General features: G+C 61.5%; 23 protein-coding genes and 1 tRNA gene. 15 read left to right on the top strand and 9 right to left on the bottom strand.

The annotated features are described in order from the left end of the window. Positions 1-36: 36 nt before the first annotated feature. The 6 genes from O148_RS15000 to O148_RS0105205 are packed head-to-tail and all read right to left on the bottom strand — an operon-like array spanning position 37 to position 7,575. Entirely contained in the window at positions 37-1,797 is a 1,761-nt protein-coding gene (locus O148_RS15000; protein ID WP_075204289.1) for a protein kinase domain-containing protein, read from the bottom strand. Then, on the bottom strand, positions 1,794-3,257 hold the full coding sequence (locus tag O148_RS0105225) for a peptidoglycan D,D-transpeptidase FtsI family protein (protein ID WP_026530066.1): 1,464 nt from the start codon (positions 3,255-3,257) through the stop codon (positions 1,794-1,796). The genes O148_RS15000 and O148_RS0105225 overlap by 4 nt, the downstream gene beginning before the upstream one ends. Then, complete coding sequence (locus O148_RS14995; RefSeq protein WP_075204288.1) at positions 3,254-4,693, bottom strand: FtsW/RodA/SpoVE family cell cycle protein; 1,440 nt, start codon at positions 4,691-4,693, stop codon at positions 3,254-3,256. The genes O148_RS0105225 and O148_RS14995 overlap by 4 nt, the downstream gene beginning before the upstream one ends. Beyond that, positions 4,690-6,324, bottom strand: coding sequence for a PP2C family protein-serine/threonine phosphatase (locus O148_RS14990; RefSeq protein WP_051619865.1), 1,635 nt, complete (start codon positions 6,322-6,324; stop codon positions 4,690-4,692). Before O148_RS14990 ends, O148_RS14995 begins: the two co-directional genes overlap by 4 nt. A 1-nt stretch (position 6,325) precedes the next feature. Continuing rightward, complete coding sequence (locus tag O148_RS0105210) at positions 6,326-6,811, bottom strand: FHA domain-containing protein FhaB/FipA (protein WP_026530065.1); 486 nt, start codon at positions 6,809-6,811, stop codon at positions 6,326-6,328. After that, the gene (locus O148_RS0105205) at positions 6,808-7,575 is read right to left on the bottom strand and encodes an FhaA domain-containing protein (protein ID WP_026530064.1); all 768 of its coding nucleotides are present in this window, start codon (positions 7,573-7,575) and stop codon (positions 6,808-6,810) included. Before O148_RS0105205 ends, O148_RS0105210 begins: the two co-directional genes overlap by 4 nt. Before the next feature lie 284 nt (positions 7,576-7,859). Between O148_RS0105205 and O148_RS0105195 the strand changes: the two genes are divergently transcribed. The 7 genes from O148_RS0105195 (at position 7,860) to O148_RS0105165 (ending at position 14,605) form a co-directional block, all read left to right on the top strand. Continuing rightward, a tRNA-Leu gene (locus O148_RS0105195) sits at positions 7,860-7,943 on the top strand. A gap of 142 nt (positions 7,944-8,085) precedes the next feature. Further along, positions 8,086-9,171 carry a LacI family DNA-binding transcriptional regulator gene (locus tag O148_RS0105190; RefSeq protein WP_026530063.1) on the top strand — a complete coding sequence of 362 codons (1,086 nt, stop codon included), beginning with the start codon at positions 8,086-8,088 and terminating at the stop codon, positions 9,169-9,171. Between the two features lie 361 nt (positions 9,172-9,532). After that, entirely contained in the window at positions 9,533-10,867 is a 1,335-nt protein-coding gene (locus tag O148_RS14985) for an extracellular solute-binding protein (protein WP_051619864.1), read from the top strand. Next, positions 10,864-11,760: a carbohydrate ABC transporter permease gene (locus O148_RS0105180; RefSeq protein ID WP_026530062.1), complete on the top strand. Its 897-nt coding sequence runs from the start codon at positions 10,864-10,866 to the stop codon at positions 11,758-11,760. The genes O148_RS14985 and O148_RS0105180 overlap by 4 nt, the downstream gene beginning before the upstream one ends. A gap of 14 nt (positions 11,761-11,774) precedes the next feature. Then, the gene (locus tag O148_RS0105175) at positions 11,775-12,689 is read left to right on the top strand and encodes a carbohydrate ABC transporter permease (RefSeq protein WP_026530061.1); all 915 of its coding nucleotides are present in this window, start codon (positions 11,775-11,777) and stop codon (positions 12,687-12,689) included. A gap of 21 nt (positions 12,690-12,710) precedes the next feature. Next, a complete protein-coding gene (locus O148_RS0105170; protein WP_026530060.1) occupies positions 12,711-13,490 on the top strand; it encodes a sugar phosphate isomerase/epimerase family protein in 780 nt (259 codons plus the stop codon). Continuing rightward, a complete protein-coding gene (locus O148_RS0105165) occupies positions 13,487-14,605 on the top strand; it encodes a Gfo/Idh/MocA family protein (protein WP_026530059.1) in 1,119 nt (372 codons plus the stop codon). Before O148_RS0105170 ends, O148_RS0105165 begins: the two co-directional genes overlap by 4 nt. Before the next feature lie 240 nt (positions 14,606-14,845). Here O148_RS0105165 and O148_RS0105160 read toward each other — a convergent pair whose 3' ends face one another. Continuing rightward, positions 14,846-16,246, bottom strand: coding sequence for a GntP family permease (locus O148_RS0105160; RefSeq protein WP_026530058.1), 1,401 nt, complete (start codon positions 16,244-16,246; stop codon positions 14,846-14,848). Next, positions 16,243-16,818, bottom strand: a complete 576-nt coding sequence (locus O148_RS14980; protein ID WP_075204286.1) for a gluconokinase — start codon at positions 16,816-16,818, stop codon at positions 16,243-16,245. Before O148_RS14980 ends, O148_RS0105160 begins: the two co-directional genes overlap by 4 nt. Positions 16,819-16,905: 87 nt before the next feature. Here O148_RS14980 and O148_RS0105150 point away from each other — a divergent pair, with 87 nt between their 5' ends. From O148_RS0105150 to O148_RS14975, 8 genes are all read left to right on the top strand, one after another. Further along, a complete protein-coding gene (locus O148_RS0105150) occupies positions 16,906-17,601 on the top strand; it encodes a FadR/GntR family transcriptional regulator (RefSeq protein WP_026530057.1) in 696 nt (231 codons plus the stop codon). 9 nt (positions 17,602-17,610) lie between these two features. Next, the gene (locus O148_RS0105145) at positions 17,611-18,423 is read left to right on the top strand and encodes an enoyl-CoA hydratase/isomerase family protein (protein ID WP_026530056.1); all 813 of its coding nucleotides are present in this window, start codon (positions 17,611-17,613) and stop codon (positions 18,421-18,423) included. Between the two features lie 161 nt (positions 18,424-18,584). Further along, on the top strand, positions 18,585-19,094 hold the full coding sequence (locus tag O148_RS0105140) for a sigma-70 family RNA polymerase sigma factor (protein ID WP_026530055.1): 510 nt from the start codon (positions 18,585-18,587) through the stop codon (positions 19,092-19,094). Positions 19,095-19,096: 2 nt separating this feature from the next. Continuing rightward, on the top strand, positions 19,097-19,855 hold the full coding sequence (locus tag O148_RS0105135; protein ID WP_026530054.1) for an anti-sigma factor family protein: 759 nt from the start codon (positions 19,097-19,099) through the stop codon (positions 19,853-19,855). Between the two features lie 70 nt (positions 19,856-19,925). Then, complete coding sequence (locus tag O148_RS0105130; RefSeq protein WP_026530053.1) at positions 19,926-20,870, top strand: carbohydrate kinase family protein; 945 nt, start codon at positions 19,926-19,928, stop codon at positions 20,868-20,870. A 2-nt stretch (positions 20,871-20,872) separates the two neighbouring features. Next, complete coding sequence (locus O148_RS0105125; protein ID WP_026530052.1) at positions 20,873-21,406, top strand: YbhB/YbcL family Raf kinase inhibitor-like protein; 534 nt, start codon at positions 20,873-20,875, stop codon at positions 21,404-21,406. Positions 21,407-21,430: 24 nt separating this feature from the next. Next, positions 21,431-22,252: an HAD family hydrolase gene (locus O148_RS0105120; protein ID WP_026530051.1), complete on the top strand. Its 822-nt coding sequence runs from the start codon at positions 21,431-21,433 to the stop codon at positions 22,250-22,252. Beyond that, positions 22,249-23,016, top strand: a complete 768-nt coding sequence (locus O148_RS14975; RefSeq protein WP_035744987.1) for a glycerophosphodiester phosphodiesterase family protein — start codon at positions 22,249-22,251, stop codon at positions 23,014-23,016. The genes O148_RS0105120 and O148_RS14975 overlap by 4 nt, the downstream gene beginning before the upstream one ends. A gap of 153 nt (positions 23,017-23,169) precedes the next feature. Here O148_RS14975 and O148_RS0105110 read toward each other — a convergent pair whose 3' ends face one another. Next, positions 23,170-24,510: a uracil-xanthine permease family protein gene (locus O148_RS0105110; protein WP_240470797.1), complete on the bottom strand. Its 1,341-nt coding sequence runs from the start codon at positions 24,508-24,510 to the stop codon at positions 23,170-23,172. Positions 24,511-24,580 lie beyond the last annotated feature (70 nt).

Raw genomic sequence — 24,580 nt, 5'->3', positions numbered from 1 at the left:
CTGCGTCCGTGCGGTGTCTGTGCGGATTGGTAATGATTAGCCGTTGCCTCCGCTGTTGCCGCCGCCATTGCCTGGCGGTGTTGGCCCCTGGCCCTGGTCACCGCCGCTAGAGGTAGGCGTGGGCGACGGCTCCTGTTGCTCGGGGCCCGAGGAGACAACCAAGGTCACAATTTCATCCGGCCTGATGGACGAACCCTCGCCCGGGCTAACGCTGATGACGTTTCCTTGCGCGACATCGTTACTAGGTTGCGTCTCAATACGGTACTTAATGCCCTGCTTATCCAGCGCGGAGACGGCCTGTTGTTGGGACATTCCCTGCAGGCCGGTGGGCACTTGTACCGTGTCGGGGCCGGTAGACACTGTGATGGTGACATTCGAGCCCTTAGGGAGTTGACCCTCGGGCGACACCGAAATAACCAGACCTTCGGCAATAGTGTCGGAGGCGCTATTTTGCCTGCTGACTTCGAGACCTAGTTGACGCAACGCCGCCTCGACTTGATCTGCCGGTTGCTCAACGTAGGACACTGCATTCACTTCAACGGAGTCTGACGTGGATTGAGTTGGCGTTGGCGTCGACGGGGTCGGACTTGGCGTTGTGGGACGGGATGACGGCGTGCTCGACGTGGTTGCCGGCGGAGTGTCGTTGCCGGAACGGTTCGACACCAGTGGCTGCAACACTGCGAAGTACAGGATGGCGAGGGCCGCGAGCACCAGCAACACAATGAGCGGCACGGTCCACGGGGAACGCTTGCGCGTCTCCTCCTTGACCGGAGCGGCGTCATCCTCGTCATCCCCTTCAAACCACTCGCGTTGCGCGCCAACGGTCTCGGTCACAGGAAGAGACGCCGTCGAGGGTGACGCATCCACCGCGACGGTCGGTGCGGTGCCGGTGACCACACTGACCACTTGCGTGGCGTCCGGATCGGGGGTGTCCAAGAAGGGCCGCATCTGCGGAACTGCTGCCAGCGCCGCGCTCAGGTCATTGCGGCGGATTGCTTCCGCGGCTTCGGAAAGCGCCGTGGCATTCTGCGGACGATCCTTGGGGTCCTTGGACAGCATCGACATGATGAGCGCGCGCACCGGCGCCGGAATGCTGGTCGGCATCTGCGGCGGCGTGTCATTAACCTGCGAAAGAGCGATCGCGATCTGCGACTCCCCGGTGAACGGCCGCGAGCCGGTGAGCAGTTCGTAACCAATGACACCGAGCGCATAAATGTCGCTGGAGCCGGTCGCTTGCTGACCAGTGGCTTGCTCGGGAGCCAGGTACTGCGCGGTTCCCATGACCTGACCGGTCGCGGTGAGCGGCACTTGGTCGGTCAGTCGCGCGATGCCGAAGTCGGTAATCTTGACCCGACCATCAGGGGTGACCAACAGGTTTCCGGGCTTGACGTCACGGTGCACCAGGCCCTGTTGGTGGGCGGCGGCCAACCCCTGCGCGGTCTGGGCAATGATTGAGAGTGTGCGGTCCGGGGAGAGCACCTGCTCATGTTCGATGATGCTGGAGAGCGGCTGTCCCGGTACCAGCTCCATCACGAGGTAGGCGGAGCCGTCTTCTTCGCCGTAATCGTAGACGTTGGCGATGCCATCGTGATTGAGGAGCGCGGTGTGCTTGGCCTCGTTACGGAAGCGACTGAGGAAACCCGGGTCGCCCGTATATTCCTCTTTAAGAATCTTGATCGCGACGATGCGGCCGAGCACCTGGTCCTCGGCTTCCCAGACCTCGCCCATGCCGCCGATGGCGATGCGCTTGGTGAGCTTAAATCGATTACCCAAAATGATTCCCGATGTAGGTCTCACTGGTTTAACACCGCCTCAATCAGTTGCTTGGCAATGGCGCCATTCACTCTATTTCCCGTGGATACGTCTGTGTTCTCAATAACGATCGCAAATGCGATTTTTGGATCATCCGCTGGTGCGAAGCCGGTGATCCATGAGTTTGTGTTCTGGGCCGAAACCTCGTTGCCGATGTCTGCGGTACCGGATTTAGCCGCTACCTTGACCCCAGGAACCGCTGCTCCAGTTGCTGTTCCATTTTCCACCACACCTTCCATCCAGGTGGTGATTTGGTTCGCAATTTCTGGAGTGGTCACGGTAGAGAAGACCTCGGGTTCGGGGGCTTCGACGACCTGAAGATCCGGGGTACGGATGTTCTTGACCATATTGGGTTTCATCAAGGTGCCATCATTGGCGATGGCCGAGGCCATCATGGCGACCTGCAACGGCGTCATCCGCACGTCCTGCTGCCCAATAACGGTACGGGCAAATTCGGGGGAGTTTGTCGGATAGTCCGTCTCGCCAAGCGAGCTCGGCTCGACCGGTACCGGAATGCTGAGCTTCTGCCCAAATCCAAACTTTTGCGCAGTTTCCTTGATCGCCTGATTGCCGAGATCTTGGGCAATGCTGATGAATGGAGAGTTGCAGGACTGGGCAAACGCGAAGGCGAAATCGGCTTCGCTTCTGGTGGTGCAGTTTCCACCGGCGTAATTGGGGAGGGTGTAGTCGGTAATACCCGGGAAGGTCGTGGCCGGAGGGTTCGGCATGACGCTGTCCTTGTTGTACTTGCCGGATTCCAGCGCAGCGACAGTGTCAATGATCTTGAACACCGAACCTGGGGCCACGGTGCGGCTCACCGCAGGGTTCTGATAAATGGAGATTCCCGCGGCCTCATACTCCTGGGTTGCCTGCGCGATCGCCTCTGTGTCCGTTCCGGAGACTCTATTCGCGTCATAGGTAGGTTTGGAGGCCATAGCCAAAACCGCGCCCGTCTTCGGGTCAAGTGCCACCACAGAGGCCTTCAAGCCCTCTGGAATCGCATTGAAGGCGACTCGCTGCAGGTTGGGATTAATAGTCGTTTCCACCGAGGAGCCCTGGTTGGCGTTGCCGGTAAACAACTGCATGACGCGCTCTCCCACCGGTCCCACATTGACGCCGCTGAGGGCCGCGTTTTCCGCGGCTTCTAGCTGACTGGTGCCGGTCGAGAGTGCGTAGAAACCTGTCAAATAGGAATACATGGGCGAATCGGCATATACGCGCTTGAACGGGAATTGGCCCTCGGCCGGAATCGATTCCGCAATGGGTTTCCCGTCCACCAGGATCGAACCGCGGTCCATGCCAAAGTCACGAACAATGCGGCGAGTGTTCCAGGCGTTCTGTTCCAGGTTTTCTTGTTGGAAGAACTGTACGGCCGCGACGCTGCCAAAGATCATGGTGAAGAGCACGAGGGCCGCGACCCAGGCGTTACGAATGGACTGATTCACGCGCGTGCTCCTTCCGGCCTGATGACATCTGTGGCTTCTGGTGTTCCAGAGGGCGGCATCCCGGCCGGGTCTCCGGTTTGCGGGAATGGCTCCTGGGGTGCCTGCTGGGCAGGCGATGGCCGCCGAGCATTATCGGATATTCGCAAAAGCAGCGCCACGATGATCCAGTTGGCCAAAAGCGAGGAACCGCCGGCTGCCATAAAGGGTGTGGTCAACCCTGTGAGCGGGATGAGCCGGGTGACCCCGCCAACTACCACAAACACTTGCAACGCAATGGAGAGCGAGAGCCCCACCGCGAGCAACTTGCCGAAGCCGTCCCGTGTGCCCAACGCTGCGCGCACACCGCGCGACACCAAGATGAGGAACAACAGCAGGATGGCGTACAGACCGATCATGCCGAGTTCTTCACCGAAGCTCGCAATAATCATGTCCGAGTTCGCGAAATAGGTGGTGGTTGGCGAACCACCGCCAAGGCCGCGACCGAAGAGAGAGCCATCGGCCATACCGAAAAGCCCCTGGACAACCTGGCGGCTACCGCCCAAGGCGTCATATACCTCGGGGTCGAATGCGTTGAGCCAGGTATCAATACGGGCGGCAACGTGGGAGAACGTGCGGTAAGCAAAGAATCCTCCGGCGGCAACCAAAACGAGGCCGATGAGTATCCAGCTCAACCGCCCGGTGGCCACATAGATCATGACCACAAAGAGGCCGAAGAACAGGATCGCGGAACCAAGGTCGGTCTGGAACACCAGGATCCCAATGGACGCGAGCCACGCCACGATCATCGGGGCGAGGTCGCGGAATCGGGGGAACTGGATTGGCCCGACTTTCTTTCCGGCAAGCAGGATTAGATCCCGGTTCATCGATAAATAACCGGCGAAGAATATAGCGAGCGTGATCTTGGCGATTTCACCCGGCTGGAAGGTCGCGAAGCCGAGATTGATCCAAATCCGGGCTCCGTTGATTTCCATTCCGATGAACGGCAGCAACGGCAGAGCCAGCAAGACACCGCTGACGACCAGGGAAATATAAGTGAATCGCCGCAAGACGCGGTGATCCTTTACAGCCCACAAGACCGCTCCGCAGAAGGCCATGCCAAGAATTGTCCACAGCAATTGGCGGTTGCCTACCTGGTTTTCCGGGGACAATTCCAGATCAATTCGGTGAATCATGGCCAGGCCCAGCCCATTGAGCGCCACCACGGTGGGAAGTATTACCGGATCGGCATATTGGGCGCGGTAGCGCAAAACGATGTGCAGTCCGAGCGTCATCAGTGCAAACACAATGGCTTGCGAGTAGAACTCTCCTGCGAGCGGTTGCCCCGGTTCGAAGCTGACAATAAAGTTCGCTCCGATACCTACCGCGAGGGCCAGTATCAGCAACAATAGTTCGGCGTTGCGGCGCGGTTTTGCGACCGCGAGTGACGGATTGCTCATTCGCTTACCTCCGCACAGGTCTGCAAGGTGGCACCGGGGCTTGGGGTTCCTGAAGGTGTTCCGGTGGCAGAGCTGGTGCCGCTGCGAGTGGGACTAGGCGAGGGCGTGCTTGTTGCGGAGTCCGTTGGTCGCTCGGTTGCTTGCACGTCCACCGGGATACACCCGGCGGCGCGCACCGAGTCGCGAAGTTCGCCAACGATTTGCTCCGCGTGCGCCAGATCGCGTGCCGGAATGGTCCCCTTGACCCGCTGATAGTTGTAGTCAGGAAGGAACACCACCGGAATATTCTCGACTTCATATTCTTGGCTGAGCGGGATCGGACCAAGGCTCTGCGATACGCCCTTGTAGATGGCAACCTTGCCGTCCTTTTCCCCGACATAGTAGCGAGTTTGAGTCCAGGTGTAGCCCATCCAGGCCACCACCGAGAGCAAAAGGATCATGACGGTCAAGAACGCCGGAATGACCCAGCGCTTGCGGGGCACCGACCGCTCTTCCTCCCAGAAGATTTCCGGCTCAATTGCCTTACCGGGACCGCGGTGAGTCAGTACGGCAGCAGCGCGAGGATGGCGGGGCTTGGCGGCGACAATGGGGATTTGACCCGTTTCGGTTGCCAGTGCCGCAGCACCCACAAGTAAGTGCGGTCGGCTCGCCAAATCACGGCGAATCGACTGTGCTTGAGCTTTCGCCTGCGCCTCGACGGCGTTCACATTGAAGCCTTCGCTGAGGGAAACCCCGGATCTAGTGTCCGTGGTTGACCCAGTCGCAACCGTTTCCGTATCCGGGGATGCCGGATGCTTTGCGCCGTCCTGCGCTTCCGTGGATTCGGCGTTCTGGCCAGATTCGGGTGCCTCATCCTTGGAGGCCGAAAGCGCTGCTGCTAAAGCCGCGTCCTCAAGGTCCTTTTCGGTCGCCTCGACGACCTCTACCGCAATCACGGTCGTGTTATCGGGGGCTCCGCCGGCCAGGGTGAGGTCCACCAACCGGTTGACCGCAGTATTGAGATCCGCAGAATCTCGAACTACCTTCTCGATGACATGGTCCGGCAAGACGTCGGAGACGCCGTCCGAAAACAGGAACCACTTCTCCCCCACTTGCGGCGTAAATTCGCTGATATCAAGTTCCGGGCTGGCATCGACATCCCCCAACACACGCATGACCACGTTCTTGTTAGGGTGCACCGCGGCTGCCGCCGGGCTGAGCCGCCCCTCATCGACAAGCATCTGCACAAAGGTGTGATCCTTGCTGATTTGGGCGAACTCGTCATCCTTTAAGCGGTACGCCCGCGAGTCGCCGATGTGAGCGAGAAAGAGCTTGTCCTCGGTGAGCAGCAAACCGCTCAAGGTAGTACCCATGCCGGAGAGTCTCGGGTTGGTCGACACGAGCTCGCGCAGCATCGAGTTCGCGGCCTGGATTTCGTCGGCAAAGATGATGTCCGCGCCGTCTGCGTAGCGGTCATGGTCCAGGTGCACCAGTTCCAAGACGGTGGTTGCCGAGGCCACATCGCCGCCGGCGTGACCCCCCATGCCATCGGCAAGGATCGCCAAGTGTGCTCCGGCGTAGGCCGAGTCATCATTTTTGGCGCGCACCATCCCGACGTCCGAGCGGGCGGCGTAGCGGAAAATCAGAGGCACGTTATGGCCTCAATTCGATGACCGTCTTGCCGATCCGGATAGGGGTGCCCACTTCGACCGGAAGCGCGCGGGTCAGTTGGTTGCCATCGAGGTAGGTTCCGTTGGTGGAGCCAAGATCCTCCACAAACCACCGGCTGCCTTGCGGGAACAGCCGGGCATGGCGACCGGAAGCGTAGTCATCATCCAAAACGAGCGTCGCCTCTTGGGCCCGGCCAATCAATATGGGGCTGGACGCCAATTCCAGCACCGTCCCCGCGTGCGGTCCCTCAACCACTTGCAGGGTGGTGGGCCGGGTCGGCGCAACGGGGGCGGGCGACTCGGGTTCTGCGCTTTGCGCACCTCGGGAGCCTGCGGTCGCGGTGCGCAACCGGCGGCCAATGGCGAGGTCGCTGCGCAAGGCGGCAACAATGCTCAAGACCAGCACCCACAGCAAGATCAGAAAGCCGAAGCGGATCAGGTTAATGGTCAGGTCAAAGGAGTCGTTCACGAGTTCCCGTCCTTGAGGGGCAGTCGTCGGAAAGTAATCTTGGTGCGCCCCATCGAGATGGTAGAGCCATCAAAGAGTTCCGCACGTCCCTGGAGGCGCTCGCCATTAACGTGGCTTCCATTTGTCGAGCCGAGGTCCACTGCCCAGGCACGATCTCCTTGCAGCTGGATCTCCAGGTGCTTGCGGGAGACGCCGGTGTCATCAATAAGAATGTCGGCCTCGGAGGAGCGGCCCAACACGACCGGAGAGTCATTAATGGCGTATCGGCGCTCGCCGATAATAAGGACCGGCTGCGTCCGTGGCACTGCTCGAGGCGCAGCCGGAACGGATGGTGCCCGCGTGGGTGCCTCTCTCGCGGCACCCACGGTGCCCGGCGCGGCAGCCGCGGCACCTGCTTTCTCCGTCGATGAGGTGACCTCGAAGACCCCGGACTTCAGAGCGTCGTCGTGCTTAAAGGTCACCCGAACCGGGCCCTGGAGCGTGTAGCGCTGTGAGTTGACGTGCTTGATCACTACGTCACACAGTTCATCGGCGAGGCCCTCGCCCCACACCTGCGCGCGTTCGAAGTCCGGGGTGGAGAGCTCCACGTCAAACACGTTGGGCACCAGCGCGCGCCCCTGGGAAATGGTGTAGGCGGAGTTGTCGAGTGCGCGGCGAAGCCGGTTGGCGATCTCCACGGGCTGCACCTGCGCCTTGGATCCGGTGGCGAAGGCGTTGCGCACAACTTTCTCAATGCCGCGCTCAACACTGTCTAAAAGTCCCACGTTTCTCTCCCTTCTCTCCGGCCAGGCCCAGGTAATTGGGCACGCTCAATGCGTGAGCAGTCAACTAGTGCTCATGCCGATACTACTTGGCTACCCTGAGAATGACCTTAAACGTGAACGTTTAGATTGGCCCCGACAGTTCCCGATGGGCCCGAAAATGTGCGTCAAGTCACCGAATATGCGCAGCGGACACCGGTTTTTCGCGATTGCGGTGAATCTTAGCTATGATGATGTTCGCGCTTATGCCGGTTTTGACGTCGGTGGGGCGCAAAGCTAAATCTCACGCGCGAGTGGCGGAATTGGTAGACGCGCTGGCTTCAGGTGCCAGTGTTCGCAAGAACGTGGGGGTTCAAGTCCCCCCTCGCGCACGGTTACTTCACCGGCAAGTTCAATCGCCGAAAGTAAATATGCGTAAACGGGCCCCACGGGGTCCGTTTTTCGTATCTATGATGTTTGGGTAGCCGGCGAGTCTCACCCGAGGCTCGCTCGCGGAGCGGGGAGGAAGCGAGCATGGCGAAGGCGCCCACGGTATATGACGTTGCTGCCAAGGCTGGCGTTTCCATTGCGACAGTGTCTTTCGCGTTCCGGCAACCGCACCGGGTCAAGGATTCGACGCGGGAAACGGTGTTGTCCGCCGCCCGCGAACTGGGCTATTTACCCAGCGGGAGCGCGCGCGGGTTGGCTCGGGGCCGCACCGGGGTGCTGGGCGTCTTTTCCTTTGATTACTACGCCGATGATGAGGCCGGGAGCGCCGCCGGACCGCTCACCGCCGCGGCTGACCGGAACCGCGACTACCGCTACTACCCCGTCTACGGTGACGAGGTGCAACGCGGGATGGCGCTCCAGTGCCGGGCGCGAGGATACGCTTTGCTGACCGGGAGCGCCACCGAGATGTCCGGAAACGCACAGCGGATTCAGGACCTTGCCGGGCAGGTAGATGGCTTGGCGATTTTCCCGAACGTGGTTTCGGATGAGCAGTTGCGTCTGATCGCTCAACGCATCCCGGTGGTGGAGCTGTCCTCGCCCGGCGAGGTGCGCGCGGGAGGGCAAGCGCACGTGAGCGTGGACAATGAGTCGGGCATGCGCGCGCTGCTGGATCACCTGATACGAGTTCACGGGTTTCGCCGCTTTACCTTTCTGGACGCGCAAACCTCTTCTCCGGATTTTCGGGGGCGGAGCCATTTCTTTGCCGAGGCGCTCGCCGAATCGGGGATTGATGCCGAGGTGGCGAGTCATATCGTCTCGGATGATGCGAGCCCGTGGGCCGCGGCTGAGGTCGATCGGCTGCTGGCTGATCCGGCAGGGCTGCCAGACGTTCTGGTGTGCGTTCATGACGAAATCGCCTTGCCCATGATGGATGAGTTGGAGCGCCGCGGGATCAGCGTGCCCGGGGACGTGGCGGTGACCGGTTTCGACGGGATCGTTGCTGGGCGCTTGTCCCGCCCGCCGCTCACCACCGTGCGCCAGCCCATGGAAGCGATTGGCCGTTCCGCGGTGGATATGTTGATCCGGGCGGCCGAAGGCTCTGGCGAGGCGCAAACCCAGGTGCTCCCGGTGGAATTGATGGTGCGCGAAAGTTGCGGCTGCTCGGGCTAAGTTCTCGTTTTGGTGAGCGGAGAGCGGTCGGCTCACCGAGACCAGGCGGTCGCCTGGGTGAGGCACGACGGCGGTGCGTTGCCTTCTTAAGGTGAGGCACCGCCGTCGCCCCTCACCTCCCCCTCCCTATCGACTGTGCAGAACACGCACGCGACACGCCGTAAAACTGTGCATTATCTGCACAATCGATTTCGAGTGTGCGGGCGGGCAGCGAGGTTTTCCGTGCGACGCTCGCCGCCAATAACCCCCAAAAAACTCTTGCCATCACTTCTTCGATGCGCTTAGATGGACTCTAACGACGATCTAAGCGCTTAAAGAAGGCGCGCGATCCTTGCAGAATGTTCACGACACGGGAGTGACAATGACGTTATCCTCGGCTACGGCTAAACCAGCTGGCGGCCCAACGCGGCGAGCTGTGCTCGGGCTGGGGTTCGCGGGGCTCACACTGGCGGCGTGCGGACGCGTCAATGGCGGCCAGTTAGTGGAAACTCCCGGCCCGATGCCGGAGGACACCCCGGCCACCGGGAACCTTGTATTTTGGGGACAGGGTGCCGAGGCGGACGCGCTGGGCGACTTTCTCAAGCCCTTCCGCGACCTCAACCCGGACCTCAACATATCCGTCAGCTCCATTCCCTGGGGTGCCGCGCACAACAAATATCAGACCTCGATCGCCGGTGGCACTACCCCGGACGTCGCTCAAATGGGTTCCACCTGGATGACCGATTTTGCGCGCTCCTTTGAGGTCACCCCCGAAGGTTTCGACCTCTCCACCATCTTTGACGGCTCGGTCAAGTCCACCGAAGTCCAGGGGTACCGTTTTGGGGTTCCGTGGTACGTGGACACCAGGTTGTTCTTCTACCGCACGGATCTCGCTCAAGCTGCGGGATGGAATCGGTTCCCGGAAACGTGGGATGAGTTCGTGGAATTCGGCCAGGCGCTCAAGGGTGTCGATGGCGTGAGGTACCCCTTTCAACTACCGGTCTCTGGTGCGGACTCGTTCCAGTCCACGTTGCCTTTCGTGTGGTCAGCGGGAGCCAACCTGACCAATAGCGAGATGACCCGATGGACTTTCGACGAGCCGCAACTCATCGAGGCACTTGACTATTACCGCGGACTTTTCAACCAGGGCCTTGCGAACAAGAACCCTGTCACCGGTGAAAACCCGGCGGGCCGCTTCATCGACGGAAGCGAGCCAGTCATGATCTCCGGTCCGAGCGGCCTGGGCGACCTTCTGGCCGCGGGAGGCCAGGAGTTTTTAGATAAGTACATGGTGTCCACGGTGCCGGTCAAAGAAACTGGGACGTCCTTTGTCGGCGGGACAAACCTGGTGGTGTTCAAGAAGAGTCGCAACCGCGACGCCGCCTGGAAGCTCATTCGCTGGCTGACCCAACCGGACGTGCAGATCGAGTTCTATAAAAAGGTGGGGAGCCTGCCCAGCCGCGCGGTGGCGTGGGATGACCCCGCGCTCGCTTCGGATGAGCGGCTGCGGGTATTTCGAAAACAACTCGAGGACACCAATGTTCCGCCGGCCTTGCCCACCTGGACGCAAGTTTCCGCCGCCGCAGACACCCAGCTCGAATGGATAGTGCGCGGCAATCGCGAACCGGCGGATGCGATGCAGAAACTGCAGGCTACCGCCAACCGCATCGGCGTAGGTCCCGGGGCGGCTAGCCCCGGCGCAAAGGAGGACGCATGAGTTCCCCGGCCCTCAGAACAGCGAAACAGCGCAAGGCGCTACTGCCGTGGCTCTTCGCCATGCCCTTTGTATTGCTCTTCGGCATCTTCATGATGGTGCCGTTGATCTCCTCCTTCTTTATGTCCTTCACCGACTTCACGGCTCAAGACATCCAGACGCCGCTCAATGTGAACTTCGTGGGTCTGGAACACTACGTCTTGCTCTTGCAGGACCCGCAGTTCCTCCAATCCATGCTCAATACCGGCTATTTTGTGCTCATCGGCATCCCGCTGACCATTGTGGTGGGACTGAGCCTGGCGCTCGCCTTGAACAGCGGCATTATTAAGTTCCGTTCGGCGTTCCGCGTGGGCTTTTACACCCCCATCGTGACAAGCATTGTGGCCATTGCGGTGGTGTGGCGTTTCATCCTGCAACCGGATGGGCTCCTCAATGTGATTCTTGGCTGGGTTGGAATCGACGGCCCGAATTGGCTCAACGACCCTGCCTGGGCCATGCCGTCCCTCATCTTGATGGCCGTCTGGCGCAATATGGGTACCCTGATGGTCATTTTCCTTGCCGGCCTGCAAACCATTCCGCAAGAGGTCATGGAGGCGGCAGAGGTGGACGGCGCAGGAGCGTGGAAACGATTTCGCACCATCACACTGCCCATGCTGCGACCGACAATTCTCCTCGCCGCTGTCATGTTGTCCGTTGGCTTCCTGCAGTTCTTTGAAGAACCGTTTGTCATGACGCAGGGCGGCCCGCTAGATTCCACGCTCTCGATCAGCTACTTCACGTACAACCAGTTCGGTTTCGGCCAGTACGGTACCGCTTCCGCCGCGAGCTACATCCTGTTCATCGCGATTGCGCTGCTCAGCCTGTTGCAGTTCAAGTTTCTACGACCCAAGGACTAAGGGGAGAGGCAACGATGAGTCACCTACTCGAGGGAACCGGCTCCCCGACCGCCGCATTGCAACACAACAGCAAGCAGCCGGGCCGCCGTGCCCCGCGTACCCGAACCCAAAACCGCAGGGCTGCACGGTGGGCGCTTTACACCGGCCTGATCGTAGCGGTTGCGCTGACGCTTCTGCCCTTCATCTGGATGCTTCTCTCCTCCTTCAAAACGCAGGGCGAGCTCCTCCGCCGCCCTATCACCTGGTGGCCTGACGAATTCACCACCGCGAACTACCTCACCTGGTTCACCGACTTTCGCATCGACACGTTCTTTGTGAACTCGCTGATCGTGGCGGTCGTGACGGTGCTGGGCAATCTGATCTTCTGCTCGATGATCGGCTATGCGCTGGCCAAGATGGAGTTCCGGGGCAAGAAAGTGCTTTTCGGCCTGGTCATGGTCACCCTGATGGTTCCCGGCGTGGTCACCTTTGTCCCACTGTTTGTTTTGGTTTCCAACATGGGTCTGGTGAACACCTACCCGGCGCTCATACTCCCGTTCCTGGTCTCCCCGCTCGGCGTGTTCCTCATGCGCCAATTCATGTTGGGCATCCCGGATTCGCTCATGGAGGCAGCGCGCATTGACGGGGCGGGCGAATGGCGCACCTTCACCCGCGTGGTTCTTCCGCAGTGCGGACCGCCGCTGGCGACCCTGGCGATCCTGACCTTCCTGGGCTCCTGGAACAACTTCTTGTGGCCGCTGGTCGCCGCGCAGGAGGAGCGTATGTACACCCTCCCGGTCGCACTCTCGCTCTTTTCCCAAGGCCAGTTCTCCACCAATTACGGCATCTTGTTGGCTGGATCGGTGCTGGTCATTGCGCCCATCGTGGTGCTCTTCATAGGCTTGCAACGCTATTTCATCCAAGGTGTTGCCATGACCGGAATCAAATAAACCCTCACGGAAAGAAGGCTCATGAAACTCTCACTTCAGCTCTACACGCTGCGCAACCAGATCGACGAGGACCTCCCCGGCACCCTCGACCGAGTCGCCGAACTCGGCTTCACCAACGTTGAGCCCTACGGTTTCGCGGACCGCGCGCCCGAAATGGCAGCCGCGCTCAACGAACGCGGGCTCATGGCTCCCTCCGGTCACGCTCCTCTGATTTCCGGGGACGCCGAGGCCATTTTGGAGGCGGCGGCGACCCTTGGCATGACCACGGTCATCGACCCGCATCGCCCGCAAGAGCTCTGGGAAAACGTGGCAGACATCCAGGCCGCGGCCGCCCGACTCAATGAGATCGCCCCGCTTGCCGCAGAGCGCGGCATCCGGATCGGCTACCACAACCACAATTGGGAGTTGGAAAAGAAGTACGACGGCGATGCCTCCTCAACCGGTCGGCTCGCCGAAACCGGGGAGACCACAGCGCTGGAATACTTTGCGAGCCTTTTGGACCCGTCGATCGTTCTCGAGGTGGATGTGTATTGGGCGCTGGTTGGCGGCGTTGACCCGGTCGCGTTATTGGAACGGCTCGGCGACAGGGTCAAGTTCCTGCACCTGAAAGACGGTCCGGCGACCGGTGTCACGAAGGATCAATTGCCCGCCGGAGACGGCGAGGTTCCGCTCAAGGACATCGTGGAAACTTCGGGCGCGGAATATGGCGTTGTCGAGTTCGACGATTACTCGGGCGACATTTTTGAGGGCATCGCCGAAAGCAAAGAGTACTTGGTGAAGGCAGGAGTAGAGGGTAAGTGACTGATACAACCACCCAATCTGGCCCAATCGGCGTCGGCATCATCGGTGCCGGGAACATCTCCGAGCAGTACCTGAACAACCTGACCCGGTTTCCCGATCTGCGGGTCATGGCCATCGCCGATATGTTCCCCGAGGCCGCGCGAGCTCGCGCCGAACAGTTCGGGATCGAGGCGAGAGACAATGTCTCCGAACTGCTGGTCGATGACCAAATTGAGTTAGTAATCAACTTGACCATCCCGGCCGCCCACGCCGAAGTGTCCACCGCGATCCTGAAATCCGGCAAGCACGTGTGGGGTGAAAAACCGCTGGCACTGGGTCGCGAAGACGGGGATGCCTTGGTTGCGCTCGCGGAGCAAACCGGACTGCGCCTGGGATGCGCCCCGGACACCTTTTTAGGTTCGGGCATCCAGCATGCGCTGCGTCTGATTGACGCGGGCGCGATCGGAAAGCCGTTGAGTGCGCAAACGGTGTTTCAAACCGCCGGCCCGCACTTGTGGCACCCGAATCCGGCCTTCTTGTTCCAACGCGGGGCCGGGCCGCTATTCGACATGGGACCTTACTATCTGACCGCTTTGGTTCAGGCGTTTGGTGCCATTGATACCGTTTCGGCGATGGGCGGGCGCGCCTTTGAAAAGCAAGTGGTTGCATCCGGTCCCCGGGCGGGTGAAGAGTTCGAGGTCGAAGTGCCGACGCTCGTCGCGGCGCTGATCGGTTTTGAGGAAGGTCAGGTCGGACAGAGCACCTTCAGTTTCCAGTCCCCCATGATGCGCTCGGGATACGTAGAGATTTCCGGGACGGAAGCGACGCTGCTCATCCCAGATCCGAACAATTTCGAAGGCACCCTTGAGCTGTATCGCCTTGGCAGTGAAGAGCCGGAACTGATCGAGTCTGTCGGTGCGAGTGCGGGCCGCGGCATGGGCGCTCTCGATATTGCACGCTCGGTGCGCGCCGGAGTTCCTCACCGCGCATCGGGCGAACTGGGCAATCACGTTCTGGACGCCATGATCGCGATTGGCGAGTCGGTGGCGAGCGGGCAGCCCGAGCGCGTTGGGAGCACGGTGAGTCGCGCCGAGCGGCTTCCCGAAAGCTGGGACCCCTTCGCCTCGACTGTGTAGCGCGAAACGCCCATGTTCGCGCGAACATGGGCATTAACTGCTACACAGTCGAGGCGGGGATATGAAGTACGACGGCGTGTGGTGACCTTTTGTTGCAAAAGGTCACCACACGCCGTCGTACTCCACTCAAAGTAACCAAGCAACCCTGGTGAGCCGCGCACCTCACCGAAATCTATGTAGCGCGACACGCCGAGGAAACCGCAGTTTCCTCGGCGTGTCGCGCTACATAGACGGGGAGGGTTAGCCGAGGGACGCGAGCCCGAAAATACCGAGGGCAATCCCGAAGCCGACCACACCGATGAGTGTTTCCATGACCGTCCAGGTCTTGAACGTCGTCTTGACGTCCATGCCCATGAACTTGCCGACGAGCCAGAAGCCGGAGTCGTTCACGTGCGAGACGACCACCGAGCCGGCGGCGACCGCAATGACCACACAGGCGAGCTGAATCTCATTGAACCCGGCGGCCGCGACGCCCGGTGCCACCAGTCCAGCCGCAGTGGTCAGCGCCACGGTCGCCGAGCCCTGGGCGATGCGCAGGATCGCGGCGATCAGGAAGCCGGCCAGGATGAGCGGGACACCCATGTCGCCGAGAACATCCTCGAGCGCACCGCCGATGCCGCTGGTACGCAACACGCCGCCGAACATGCCTCCGGCGCCGGTGATCAGGATGACGGAGGCCACGGGGCCGAGCGCCGAGTCGAGGATCTTTTCGATGACCGTCTTGTCCTCGCCGCGGCGGCGTCCCAGCACGTAGGACGCGATCAGCAGGGTCAGCAACAGCGCCACCGGGGTCTCGCCGAGCATGCGCAAACCGACGTACCACCACTGGCTCGCGGTTTCCTCGCCGACCGCGCCCGATTTTGCGAGCGTACCGAGACCCGTGTTCAAGAAGATCAGCACGAGCGGGAGGAGCAAGATGCCCAATACGGTGCCGAATTTTGGCGGGTTCTTGATGGCTTCCTGGTCCGCTTGGCCAAGCAGCGCGGGCACCGGAAGCACAATTTTCTTACCGATCCACAGGCCGTAGAGGTAGGAGGTCAGGTACCAGGTGGGGAGCGCGACGAGGAGTCCAATGAGGGTCACGAGTCCCACGTTTGCCTCAAAGAATCCGGCCGCGGTGACCGGGCCCGGGTGCGGCGGAACAAAGATGTGCATGACCGAGAACGCGCCAGCTGCGGGCAGCCCGTAGCGCAAAACTCCGCCGCCGAGGTTCTTGGCGACCGCAAACACGACGGGCAACATCACGACCAGTCCGGCGTCAAAGAAGATCGGGAAGCCGAAGATCAGCGAGGCGACACCGAGGGCAAACGGGGCGCGCTTCTCCCCGAAGGCGCCGACGAGTTTATCGGCGAGAACCTTCGCGCCGCCGCTGGTTTCCACGAGTCGACCGAGCATCGCGCCGAGCCCCACGAGCAACGCCACGGTGCCGAGAGTACTGCCGAAACTGGAGGTCAGGGTAGGCACCACGCTTGCAATCGGGATGCCGGTGGCAAGCGCGGTCAAGAGCGAAACGAGGATCAGCGACACAAAGGCGTGCACCCGAAACGCCAGAATCAAGACCAGCAGCAGCGCAATGGCGGCGCCAGCGATGAGCAAAAGCGGGCCCGCGCCCAGTGTTTGTTCCCAGCCTTCAATGGTCACTGTGCATCCTCCTGTGTGGTGTCTTCGGCGGCGTGTTCGGCCGCACCTTGGGCCGAAAGTTGATGGGTTTTCACCAGGTGAAGCACCTCGGAAACGATCTCTTCCGGTGTCTTCTCAATGGAAATCTTGAGGCCCGGTTCATCGGATTCAAGCGGTTCCAACGTTGCCAACTGGCTCGGGAGCAGGCTGGCCGGCATAAAGTGGCCGCTGCGGTGCTGCATGCGTTCGCGGAGCAGGTCCTCGCTGCCGTCCAGGTGGATAAAGAAAACGGTACCGTCCGCCTCGCGGAGCAGGTCGCGGTAGGTGCGCTTGAGCGCGGAACACGTGACCACGGTACTGCGTCCGGCCGCTGCCTCGGCGCTCATCCAGTCGCGGATCGAGCGCAACCAGGGCCAGCGGTCCTCATCGGTCAGCGGGGTTCCTTGCGACATCTTGTCGATATTGCTTTGCGGGTGAAATTCGTCGGCCTCGGCGTAGGTAAAGCCGAGCTCGGATTCGAGCGCTTGTGCGATGGTGGTCTTCCCGGAGCCGGAAACTCCCATCACAATCAAGTGTGTTGCGGGATTCGCCATGCGATTCTCCTCTGACGTCATTGTCTGGGAGCAATCATCCCAGATTACAAAAGGTACTACCTTTCATTGTGAAATGATAGTACCTTAATGGACAGCTCACCGAAACCCACCCTGCACCGCGAAATCGTGGATGCGCTCGGGCGCGACATTGTCTCCGGCGAACTTCCCGCCGGCCAGCGCTTCACCATTGACGAGCTCCAGCAACGCTACGGCGCCTCGCGAACGGTCATTCGCGACGTCGTCCAAGTCCTCCAGTCCCTCCGCTTACTCGCGGTCAAGCGCCGCGTCGGCCTCATCGTTGAAGAGCCAAGCGCATGGAGCGTCTTCGACCCGCAAATCATCGCGTGGCGACTCGAGACCCGTGACCGCGCCCGGTATTTCAGCGAACTGACCGCACTGCGCATCGCCGTAGAACCCATTGCCGCTGCCGCCGCCGCCCGCAATATGAGCGCCGCCGAGCGAGAGAACCTGCTCACGCTCGAAGCAAAAATGCGCACCCTCGGGGAAGCCGGAAAACTCGACGAATTCCTGATCGCCGACCAGCAATTCCACGCCGCCATCCTTTCCGGCAGTCAAAACTCGCTCTTCGCCTCGCTCTGCGAGGTCATCGGGGAAGTGCTCGCTGAGCGCACGCGTCAGGGACTGATGCCGCGCAAACCGGAACCTGAGGCACTCAGTGGCCACAACGCCGTCGCACATCACATCGCCCACGGTGACGCGCCCGCAGCGGAGGCCGCCATGCACGGGATTCTGCTCGAGGTCCGCGAAGCGATGGGCTGGTAGCTTTAGGGCATGGATCTGCCCGAATTTTCCACGCTGACATTGACGTACGACGACGAGTTGCTGGCTATCGCAATTAACCGGCCGGAGGCGCTGGGCGCCTTGAGCGAGAACGTCGTGGCTGAGTTGGCGGCGGCGCTTGAGTTTGTGCGCGGGCATTGCGGCGAGGGGAGCGATTGGTCGATTCGCACCGTAATACTCACCGGGACGGGAGACAAGGCTTTTGTAGCGGGCGCGGACATTCGCGAAATGTCCGCGATGAGCGAGTCCGAAGCCACCCAATATTCGATCGACATGGCGCGGGTGACGACCGGTTTTGAAGAATTGCCGGTGCCGGTGATCGCGTGCGTGAAGGGGTTCGCGTTGGGCGGCGGCTGCGAATTGGCGCTCGCCGCGGACTGGATTCTCGCCTGTGAGAACGCGGTTTTCGGTCAGCCCGAAGTGAAGCTCGGGCTGGTCCCCGGTTTTGGCGGGACGGCCCGGTTGCCGAGGCGGATAGGGCCGGCGGCCGCCAGCGAAATGATCCTGACCGGCGAAAGCATTGGCGCGGCGCGGGCGCTAGAGATTGGGCTGGTACAGGCGGTGCTTGGCAGCTCATCGGATTTGATGGAAGCCGCACGCGTGCAACACGACCGCATAAAGGCGGCCTCTCCCCTAGCCATTGCCCGGGCCAAGAGCCTGTTGCGCGCAAGTTCCTCGCTGCCGCTGGTCGATGCGTTGAAGACCGAGTCGCTGGTGTTCGGCGAAAACTTCGGCTCGGCGGATGCCGCCGAAGGGACGCAAGCGTTTCTGGAAAAGCGGAAACCGGGTTTTACCGGGGCGTGAGCGCTCGCGGGCGCTTGCGTGGCTCGCCCGCGCGCAAATATCGCGGCACGCAAATTTTAGTAAGTGCTTGAACCATTTACTCGCCGCGCTCGTTTAATCAGGTGTATCGCGATCTTGCCCGTCCGTGAGATTCCGATACGCAACACGGTGAGGAGAATGTGGTGGGCGCAGAGCAAGACGAACTACTCGCCGCGCTCTATGACGCACACGCGCAACCGCTCTACTGGCATGTCCTGCGGATGACCCGGAACGAGAGCCTGGCCGAGGACATTGTGCAAGAAACCTTGCTCAAGGCGTGGAAGCACGCAGATATTCTCGCGCAGCCGGAAGCGAATGTTCGCTCCTGGGTGTACACCGTGGCCCGTAATTTAGTGATCGATGACAAGCGCTCGGCGCGCTCGCGACGCGAGTTTGGTACCGACGAGGTGCCCGAAGTCGCTCTTGCGGATCGCACCGACGCGACGCTGGACACCTGGCTGGTGACAGATGCGCTCGCCGAGTTGAGCTATGAACACCGAAGCGTCATTGTGCACTGCTATTACGGGGCAAAAACCGTGAACAAGGTGGCCGGTGAACTCGGCCTGCCGCCGGGAACGGTGAAATCCCGGCTGCACTACGGAATGAAGGCGCTCAAGCTGGCACTGCAGGAAAGAGGGGTGAGTCAGCCGTGACAATGGACGAGAACAATCGACTGTGTGAGTGGGATGCCGCGTACGTTTTAGGATCGCTCTCCCCCGCCGACCGCCGTGCCTTTGAGGCCCACCTGAGCCAATGTTCGGCATGCGCCAGCTCGGTGGCAGAACTGGCCGGTATGAACGGAGTATTGGGCGGAGTTCCACGCGAAGTAGCTTTTGAACTGTTGGCCAGCGAGGACAAACACACCGCCGTCAGCCCCGAGTCCCCGGCAGCACGCTCGCGAAACGTTGCCCGACTGTCTGCCGCAGTAGACCGCTCTCGACGCCGCGCGCGGGTACGTCTGGGCGGGTTCTTTGCGGCGGCCGTGGCCGCGACCTTCGCGCTCGCGCTGGTTATTCCCCAGTGGCTTGGTGGCGGTGTCGGCGATGGCGCACCCGTTGCCGCCGGTCCCGACACCGGCGGGGTGCAGATAGCGATGCACCAGGATGCCCCGTCACCGCTGACGGCCAATGTGATGTTGGAAAAACGAGCGTGGGGCACCAATATCAGGCTGGAATGTAGCTACAAGGCGGCTATCGAAAGCGCGGGAGCCTCTGCAACGGCGGACCGGACTTTCAAATACGGCATGTACATTGTGGATAAAACCGGCGGCGAATACTTGGCCGGAACCTGGACTGCCGGCCCGGGAAGCGAGTCAAAGCTCAATGCGGCAACCTACCTACAGCCCGAGGAAATCGATCGGGTGCAGATCCGATTGATGGATAGCGGGCGAGTGCTACTCACCGGATTGCCGTAGCCGGGCATTCTCCGATCAAGTGCCCACTTTGCGGTGTTGCGTGGCCTGGCGCTCACAGTAGGGTAAGAGAGTGCTGACTGTAGTAGGGGAAGCCCTCATTGATGAAGTTGTATCCGCCGACGGTTCGGTAGTGGCCCACCCCGGCGGGAGCCCGATGAACGTGGCAATCGGCCTGGCCCGTTTGGGCCACCCCACGCAGTTTGTTGGCCGTTGGGGTAAGGATGACTACGGTGAAATGCTTTCGGCACACTTGCATCACAACTCGGTGCTGACGCCGACCGGCCCGGATGACTCCCCCACCTCGATTGCTCGCGCAACGCTGGATGACACCGGTGCCGCGGAATATGAGTTTGACCTCGTATGGGATCTGCCGGGAGTCGTCGAAGACCTTTCCGGGCTTCTGGGATCGACAACTCTACTTCACACCGGATCGATTGCCGCAATGCTGGGTCCTGGGGATCGCGACGCCGTGACGATCGTGGAGCAAGCGCGCCCGGCAGCAGTGATCTCCTATGACCCGAACTGCCGTCCCACCATTATCAAAGACGTCACGGTGGCTCGTGGCGCCGCGGAAAAGTTCGTGGCGCTTGCCGACATTGTGAAAGCCTCGGATGAGGACCTGCTTTGGCTGTACCCCGATCGATCCATTGAAGATTCGGCGGCCGCGTGGCTCGAATTGGGGCCCTCCTTCGTGGTGGTAACCCGAGGCGCGGCAGGACCGTACGCAGTATTCCGTCAAGGGAATATATCCGTGGCGGCGCCGAAGGTCGCGGTGGCGGACACCGTGGGGGCGGGGGATTCGTTTATGTCGGCCCTGCTCTCCGGCGTCGTCAAGCGCGGGCTGTCGGGCGGCCAGAATCGGGATCGACTCGCCGCGCTAACCCGGGGAACAGTGGAGGAGATCCTTCGTGAAGCCACCGCTGCGGCGGCCATTACCGTGTCCCGCGCAGGAGCCAATCCTCCCGATAAAGCGGAACTACAGAAATATATGCACAACAAGGAATATAAGGAGTGACAGTGAGCAAGCACGATCCGTATGCAGATCTCCCCGAGGTAGCCAGTTTCAACCTCACGAGCACCGATATTGCCGATGGCGAGCGGTATTCAGCCCCGCAAGCAAGCGGTGCCTTCGGTGTTCCCGGCGGGGTAGACATCTCGCCACAACTCACCTGGTCCGGCGCTCCCGAGGGAACTCAAAGCTACGCCGTGACCGTGTATGATCCGGATGCCCCCACCGCGAGCGGCTTTTGGCACTGGGCAGTGGGAAACATTCCGGCAGATGTCAGCGAACTCGTGTCAGGTGCAGGCTCCGAGGATGGATCGAATCTCCCCTCGGGCGCCGTCCAGTTAAAGAATGACGGCGGCACTCGTGGATACATCGGAGCCGCCCCACCAGCAGGACACGGCGAACACCGCTACTTCATTGTGGTTCATGCACTGGACGTGCCGAGCCTTGATATTGATGAGGACAGCTCACCGGCGCTCATGAATTTTCAAATGTTCGGCCATGTCTTGGGACGTGCCACACTGGTTGCAACGTATGAACAATAGGGAATATATCGGGTTGGTCGCCGCATGAAAGTTCGGCTCGTTGCCAGCGACCTGGACGGCACCATCATCGGCGAGGGCAACTCGATCTCGGCCCGCACAATTGCGGCTTTCCAGAGCTGTGCAGAGGCGGGGATCGAGGTCGTCTTTGTTACCGGACGTCCCAAGCGCTGGATCTGGCCGCTCCGCGAAAGCTTGGGTCACCTCGGTACGGTTATCTGCTCCAATGGCGCCGTTGTCTATGACCTCGGCACCGAGACAGTAATCGGCCAACATGTGATCGCCCGGGACGCGGCCCGAGAGGTGCTGCACCGAATTCGGGCCGCGCACCCGGACGCGCTCTTCGCCATGGAAACCCTCGATCTTCCCGCGCTGTATGTGGACCCCGGATTCGTGAACACCTCGCTGCGCGAACAACTTCAGCTTGAAGAGCGCCCCGTGGACGAAGCTCTGGAACACTCAAGCAGCATTGTGAAGATCCTCGCAAAGAGCCCCGATTCCACCCCGGATGAGTTTCTGAGCCACGTGGATGCGCTGGTTTCTGATCTGGTCACCTCGACTCACTCATCCCCGGTGGATGCGCTGGTCGAGATGGGCCCGCACAAGGTCGATAAGGCGGTCACCCTGGCCAGTTTCGCCGCCGAACGCGGGATCGGGGCGGAAGAGGTTGTGGCATTTGGCGACATGCCCAACGACATCCCCATGCTCTGTTGGGCCGGACGCGGCTACGCGGTCAGCTCAGGGCACCCCACCGCGATCAGTTCGACGCGCTACCGCACCCCACCGTTTCAGGAAGACGGCGTCGCGCAGGTGCTCGAATCGCTCCTTGAGGATGTGCGCCGACCATGAGCGGGTATCTTTCCGAGCCGCCGATCGGTTTCGCGCACCGCGGCTATGCCCCGGACGGCGCCGAGAACACCATGGGTGCCTTCCAGAACGCGATCGACCTCGGATTCAGCTACATCGAAACGGACGTGCGCACCTCCTCCGACGGCGTCCTCATGATCTTTCACGATGAGACCCTAGACCGCGTCACTGACGCAACCGGCCCGATATCTGAACGCTCCGCGAGCGAGCTGAGTAACGCCGTCGTACATCCGAACTCCCGCATCCCCACGCTTGAGGAAGCGCTCACGCGCTGGCCCGGTATCAAGTGGAACGTGGATTTGAAGGACGAGGCGTCGGTGCCTGCCTTTGCCGAGTTGGTGACCCGGCTCGGCTGCGAGGACCGGGTGCTTGCCGCGACATTTTCCGAGGCCAGACACCGCACCTTCTTGCGGCTCATGACAGATGCACGACGGCGCGTGGCCACCAGCGCGAGCATGCTCACCTTGGCACTCATGGTGGTTTTGGGGCCCGTGGGGCTGACCCGGGCGATTGCGCGCTGGTCGCGGGTGGACTGCCTGCAGGTGCCGGTGCGCGCTTACGGGGTGCTGATCGTGCGCAGGGCGTTTATTGCGCGGGCGCATCGGGCCGGATTGCAGGTGCACGTATGGACGATCAACGATGAGGCGGCAATGCGGGAACTGTTTGCCATGGGCGTGGACGGCATCATGACCGATCGCGCCGATATCCTCGCGCGGGTCCTCGGGCTCACTCCGCGCGCGCTCTAGTGCCGCTGCTCATCCGCTAATTGCGTTTTCATCCCGCAATTACCGGATGAAAACGCAATTAGCGGATGAGCGCCGGGTGGGGTGTGCGGTGGGGGTGTTGGGTGCTGTGGGGAGTGTTGGGTGACGTGGGGGACGGGGTGCGGGGGGATGGGATTAGCTGAGCGCGGTGGTCTCGTCGTCGCGGGTGGCGTCCTGCGGGTGGGCGGTGCCGCGCCAACGCGCAACCGGGGTCAGAACGTGGTAGATCAGAAGCGCGGCCGCGGTTCCGAGCGCGATTCCGCCAAACGCCAGTTGCCCCACGACCATCTGGAAGTCCGCGATGCCGATGACGAGCGGGACGGCGGCGACCATCAGGTTGACCGGGTCGGCAAAGTTCACCTTGTTTTGCACCCAGATACGCACGCCCAAAATGCCGATCATGCCGTAGAGCACTACTCCGGCACCGCCCAGTACGCCTGCGGGGATCGTCGCGATCGCGGCGCCGACCTTGGGGGAGAGCGACAGCAGTACCGCGAGGATACCGGCCACCCAGTACGCGGCCGTCGAGTAGACCCGGGTGGCGGCCATGACGCCGATGTTCTCGGCATACGTGGTGGTACCGGAACCGCCGCCGAGACCGGCGAGGGCGGTGGCGGCGCCGTCGGCCATGAGCGCGCGGCCGGTGACTGGGTCGAGGTTCGTGCCGGTCATGAGCGCAACAGACTTCACGTGGCCGAGGTTTTCGGCGACGAGCACCAGCACAACCGGGATGAACAGAATGAAGACTTCGGGGTGGAAGCTTGGTCCCTGGAATGTTGGCAGTCCCACCCAGGGCGCGTCGGCAACCGACTTCATGGACGCGGGGGACAGTTCGCCTTGCAGCACAGCCGCCACGTACCCAAGCGCGACCCCGAGCAGGATAGAGAGCCGCCCCAGTAGCCCGCGGAAGAGCACCATGCACAACAGAATCCCGACAATGGTGACAGTCCCGGTGACCGGTGCCGGCTCAAAGTTCTCGAACGTCGTCGGCGCGAGATTGAGCCCAATGAGCGCGACAATCGATCCGGTCACCACCGGGGGCAGCGCAACGTTGATCCACCGAGAACCAACCCACTGAACCACCAGTCCAACCAGGAACAGCAATACGCCGGCCACCAGCACGCCGCCGAGCGCCCCCGCGGGACCAAAGTCGTCCTGGGCCGCCGCAATGGGCGCAATGAACGCGAAACTGGAACCGAGGTAGCTCGGCACCCGGCCCGCTGTAATCACCAAGAACAGCAGAGTTCCGATGCCGGAGAAGAAGAGTGTCGTTGCGGGTGGGAAGCCGGTGAGCAGCGGCACCAAGAAAGTCGCGCCGAACATCGCAATGAGGTGCTGCGCGCCAAGGCCTATGGTGCGCGGCCAGGACAGCCGCTCGAATGGTTTGACGACCTCGCCCGGCGCAATCGTTTTGCCGTCGCCGTGGACGCTCCAGCTGAAGATGTGGGCACGGCGTTCTGGGGCGGCATTGGTCACGGGGGCCTCGCAAAACTCGAAGGGGGCGATGATTCTCCCCAATTCTAAGCGCAGTTCACACTAGTGCCTT

Source organism: Haematomicrobium sanguinis DSM 21259, from assembly GCF_000688395.1.
GTDB classification, from domain to species: domain Bacteria; phylum Actinomycetota; class Actinomycetes; order Actinomycetales; family Micrococcaceae; genus Haematomicrobium; species Haematomicrobium sanguinis.
This window is presented reverse-complemented; position numbering and strand designations above follow the sequence as displayed.